Origin of the sequence: Nocardia sp. SYP-A9097, assembly GCF_009649815.1 — a bacterium.
Lineage (GTDB): Bacteria > Actinomycetota > Actinomycetes > Mycobacteriales > Mycobacteriaceae > Nocardia.
Genome location: NZ_WJIC01000069.1, coordinates 1 through 3,962, shown reverse-complemented (window position 1 = coordinate 3,962; position 3,962 = coordinate 1). Strand labels below are relative to the sequence as shown.

At 67.5% G+C, this 3,962-nt stretch carries 2 protein-coding genes; one reads left to right on the top strand and one right to left on the bottom strand.

Features of this window, described 5'->3' with window-relative positions; all coding sequences use genetic code 11:
* The first annotated feature begins 78 nt into the window (after nt 1-78).
* Nucleotides 79-1,605: an MFS transporter gene (locus tag GFY24_RS40740; protein ID WP_153810456.1), complete on the top strand. Its 1,527-nt coding sequence runs from the start codon at nt 79-81 to the stop codon at nt 1,603-1,605.
* A 64-nt stretch (nt 1,606-1,669) separates the two neighbouring features.
* On the opposite strand, the gene GFY24_RS40735 is transcribed toward GFY24_RS40740, so the two are convergent.
* Nucleotides 1,670-3,874 carry an MMPL family transporter gene (locus tag GFY24_RS40735; RefSeq protein ID WP_153810455.1) on the bottom strand — a complete coding sequence of 735 codons (2,205 nt, stop codon included), beginning with the start codon at nt 3,872-3,874 and terminating at the stop codon, nt 1,670-1,672.
* Nucleotides 3,875-3,962 lie beyond the last annotated feature (88 nt).

Here is a 3,962-nt window from a genome sequence, read left to right as displayed (position 1 = left end):
TTACGAGGCTTCATGTTTCTGTAGGTGACGTAACCAACACTATGGCGCTTCAGGGGCGCAAATGGATGGAGTCACGTGATGGCAATCCACGATGATGCTGAACTTCTACAACCGCAGGTCGCGGGTGGTCAGGATCCGCGCCGCTGGTGGGCGCTGGCCGTGATCGTGCTCGCCCAACTGATCGTGGTGCTCGACACCTCGATCATGACCATCTCGCTGCCGTTCGCACAGAGCGACCTGAACATCAGCGACGGCGACAAACAATGGGTGTTCACGGCCTACACGCTGGTATTCGGCGGCCTGCTGCTGCTGGGCGGACGGCTCGCGGACTACATGGGACGGCGCACGGTCTTCATCGCGGGGCTGGTGGGATTCGCCATCGCCTCCGCGGGAGCCGGACTCGCCCAGAGCGGATGGGAGCTGTTCGCCGGTCGAGCGTTGCAGGGCGCCTTCGCGGCGCTGCTGGCGCCAGCGGCACTCGCCTTGGTCTCGACGACCTTCAGTGACCCGGGCGAGCGGGCCAAAGCCTTCGGCGCCTATGCCGGGGTCTCCGGTGCGGGCGCGGCGATCGGCCTGATCGCCGGTGGCGTACTCACCGAATACGCCAACTGGCGCTGGTGCCTGCTGGTCAACACCCCGATCGCGATCCTGGCGGCCGTCGCCGCCGCCGTCCTGGTAGCCAAGGACATTCCGGCACCGCGCGAGGGCGGCTACGACGTCCCCGGTGCGGTCACCGCAACCCTGGGCCTGGTCGCCATCGTGTACGGATTCAGCCGGGCCGCCGAGAGTGGCTGGGGCGCGGGTAGCACGATCGCGCTGTTCGCGGTGGGTGCGGTGCTGCTGGCCGCGTTCGTCGCGATCGAGAGCCGGGTATCGAATCCACTACTGCCGCTGCGTATTCCGGGCGAGATCAACCGTGGTGGCGCATTCCTGGCCGGGCTGCTCGTTCCCGCGGCAATGCTCGGCATGTTCATCTTCCTGAGCTACTACTTCCAGATCCAGCTCGGCTACAGCCCGCTCAAGGCCGGCCTGGCCCTGCTGCCACTCGCGGGCGGAATCCTGATCTCGGCCGGCGTCACCAGCGGGGTGCTGCCGAAATCCGGTCCACGACCGGTGATGCTGGCCGGCGCGCTGCTCGGCACCGTGGGTCTGATCTACCTCGCGCAACTGGACATGGGCGCGGACTATTGGGCGAACCTGTTCCCGCCCATGTTCCTGATCGCGCTCGGTATGGGTCCACTGTTCGTGGGTATGCAGGCCACCGCCCTGCACCGCGTCGAGGAGAAGGATCTGGGTGTGGCCAGCGCTCTGCTCGCGGCCGGTAACCAGATCGGTGGCGCGATCGGCACCGCACTGCTCACCACCATCGCGGTGCGATCGGCCACCCAGTACGCGCGGGCCCACTCCGATCTCACCGAGATCGCCACGCGCGCGGCGATCCACAGCTACGACGTCGTCTTCTATTGGGGCGCAGGGTTCTTCGTCGCTGTCGGGCTCGTGGCCGCGCTCATGCTGCGTGATAACAAGAGCATGATCGCGCCCGCCGCGGACACCGAGGAGCAGCTCTCCTCGAACACGGAAGGATCGGTCATCGCATCGATCTGACATCAACGAGCCGATGGCTGTTGTCTCCCGCACCGCGGGGGACAATGGCCATCGGCTCGTACCGTCACCGGGAACGCAGATGGATATCGGGTCTGCCCTCGACATGCAGGTGCGGGAGCCGGCGGTCGATCCCGCTCGGCAGCCACCAGTTCACCCGGCCCAGCAGGTGCATCACCGCGGGAACCAGCAGCATGCGCACAACGGTCGCATCGATCAGGATCGCCGCGCCCATCCCGACACCCATCACCTTCACCGGGATCTCATGGCTCGGCACGAACGACGCGAAGACCGCGACCATGACCGCCGCGGCCGCGGTGATCACCCGGCCGGTGCCGGCCAGACCATCGACGATCGCCCGGCCGTTATCGCGAGTACGCAGCCAGGACTCCCGCATCCGGCTGATGAGGAACACCTCGTAATCCATCGAGAGCCCGAACAGAATCGCGAATACGAGCACCAGGACGAAGGCCGGAAGCGGTGTGGCGGTGTCGATTCCGACCAACCTGCCGGCCCAGCCGCCCCGCAGCACGAAGGCCATCACGCCGTATGCCGCCGCGATCGACAGCAGGTTCAGGACGGCGGCGGTCAGCGGGATCGCGATACTCCGGAAAGCCAGCAGCAACACCACCGTGGAGATGGCGATGACACTCGCCGCGAGCAGCGGAACCCGATGCGTCACATGAGCGGTCGCGTCGATCGAGGTCGCGGTGACGCCACCGACGTAGGCGTCCGCACCGGCGGCGGGAATGACGTCGTGGCGCAGGGTGTGCACCAGGGTCTCGGTGGCCCTGTCCTGCGGTGTGGTGGTCGGGATCACCGTCAGCAACGCCGCCGCACCGGATGCGCTCAGGCTCGGGGGTAGCACCGCGGCCACACCCGATGTACCGCGCAGTCCGCTCGTCAAACGCTCCAGGGCCGCCGGGTCGCCCTGGTCGACGCGGATCGCCACCTGCAGCGGAGCATTCGAACCCGGGCCGAACCCGGCCGCGAGCAGGTCGTACGCCTGCCGGGCCGATGTGCCCTGCTGCCGGTTGCCAGCGTCGGGAGCACCGAATCGCACACCGAGAAAAGGCGCCGCCAGCAGCAGCAGGATGGCCGTTCCCGCGAGACCGGCGACGATACTGTGCCGCTCGACCACGCCGCCCCAGCGCATCCACGCCCGGCCGGGCACGATATGGCCGCCGGCCGCCGGCTCGGCCCGGCGACGGCCGAACGTCACCCGAAACCGATCGATCCGGGGCCCGAAGTAGCCGAGCAGTGCCGGGAACAGCGTCAGGGCCGCGGCCACGATGATCAGCACCGCGACTATCGACACCACCGCGGCGCCCCGCATGAACGACAAACCGGTGAAGAACAGCCCGAGCATGCTGACCAGCACCGAACCGCCCGCGACGAACACCGAGCGGCCGGCCGTGTCCAGCGTGGCGACGGTCGCCCGTTCCGGGTCCAGTCCCACCGCGCGCCACTCGCGGAAACGCGTGACCATCAGCAGGACGTAGTCGATTCCGAGGGCGATCAACATCATGGTCGCGAGTGAGGCGGCCCAATCGGCCACGTGGATGACGTGGGCGATCACACCGGTGAGCATCGCACTCACCGCCAGGCCGGCGATGGCGACCAGCACGGGCAGGCCGGCGGCCACGATTGTTCCGAAGGTGACCATCAGGATCAGCAGCGCCGCGACCAGGGCGATACCGTCCGCGCTGACGGTCCTGCCCTCCGCCATCTCGATACTCTGCCCGCCGAGCGCGATCTCGAGGCCGGGGCGCACAGCCGCCCGGGCCGCGGACAGCAGCCGATCGGTATCGGCCACCGGCATATCGACCGGGTTGGTCACGTCGACGTGCAGCCGCGCGACCAACGATCGGCCGTCCGCCGTGATACCGCCCGGCGTCCGGAAAGGATCGTCGACGGACGCGACATGGGGTAGGCCGCGCAGCGTGGACAACAGCGCGGTGATGTCGGTGCGGGTCCGCGGATCGGTCACGGGATCCGTGCTGTGGACCGCAACGCTGATCAGGTCACCGGCCTGACCTGGGAATTGTTCGGAGAGCAGTTGCTGGGCGTGTTTGGAGTTCGAGCCGGGGACCGAGTAGTCGGCGGAGAAATCGCCCTTGTAGGCCAGCGAGAGGCCGGTGACTATGACCGCGGCCAGGGCCCAGATCAGGACGACCCGACCGCGATGGCGGAAGGCAGACCCGGCCAGCCGACCGAGCGGACCGGGGCGTGCCACCGAGGGATGGTCGCGGGTGACGATTGGTGTGATCATCGGTTTTCCTATGAATGATGCTGTTTCACTATCGTGAACAGGCGTACTGATGGTTAAAACTCTGCGATGGGTGTGACTGAACCAGAGC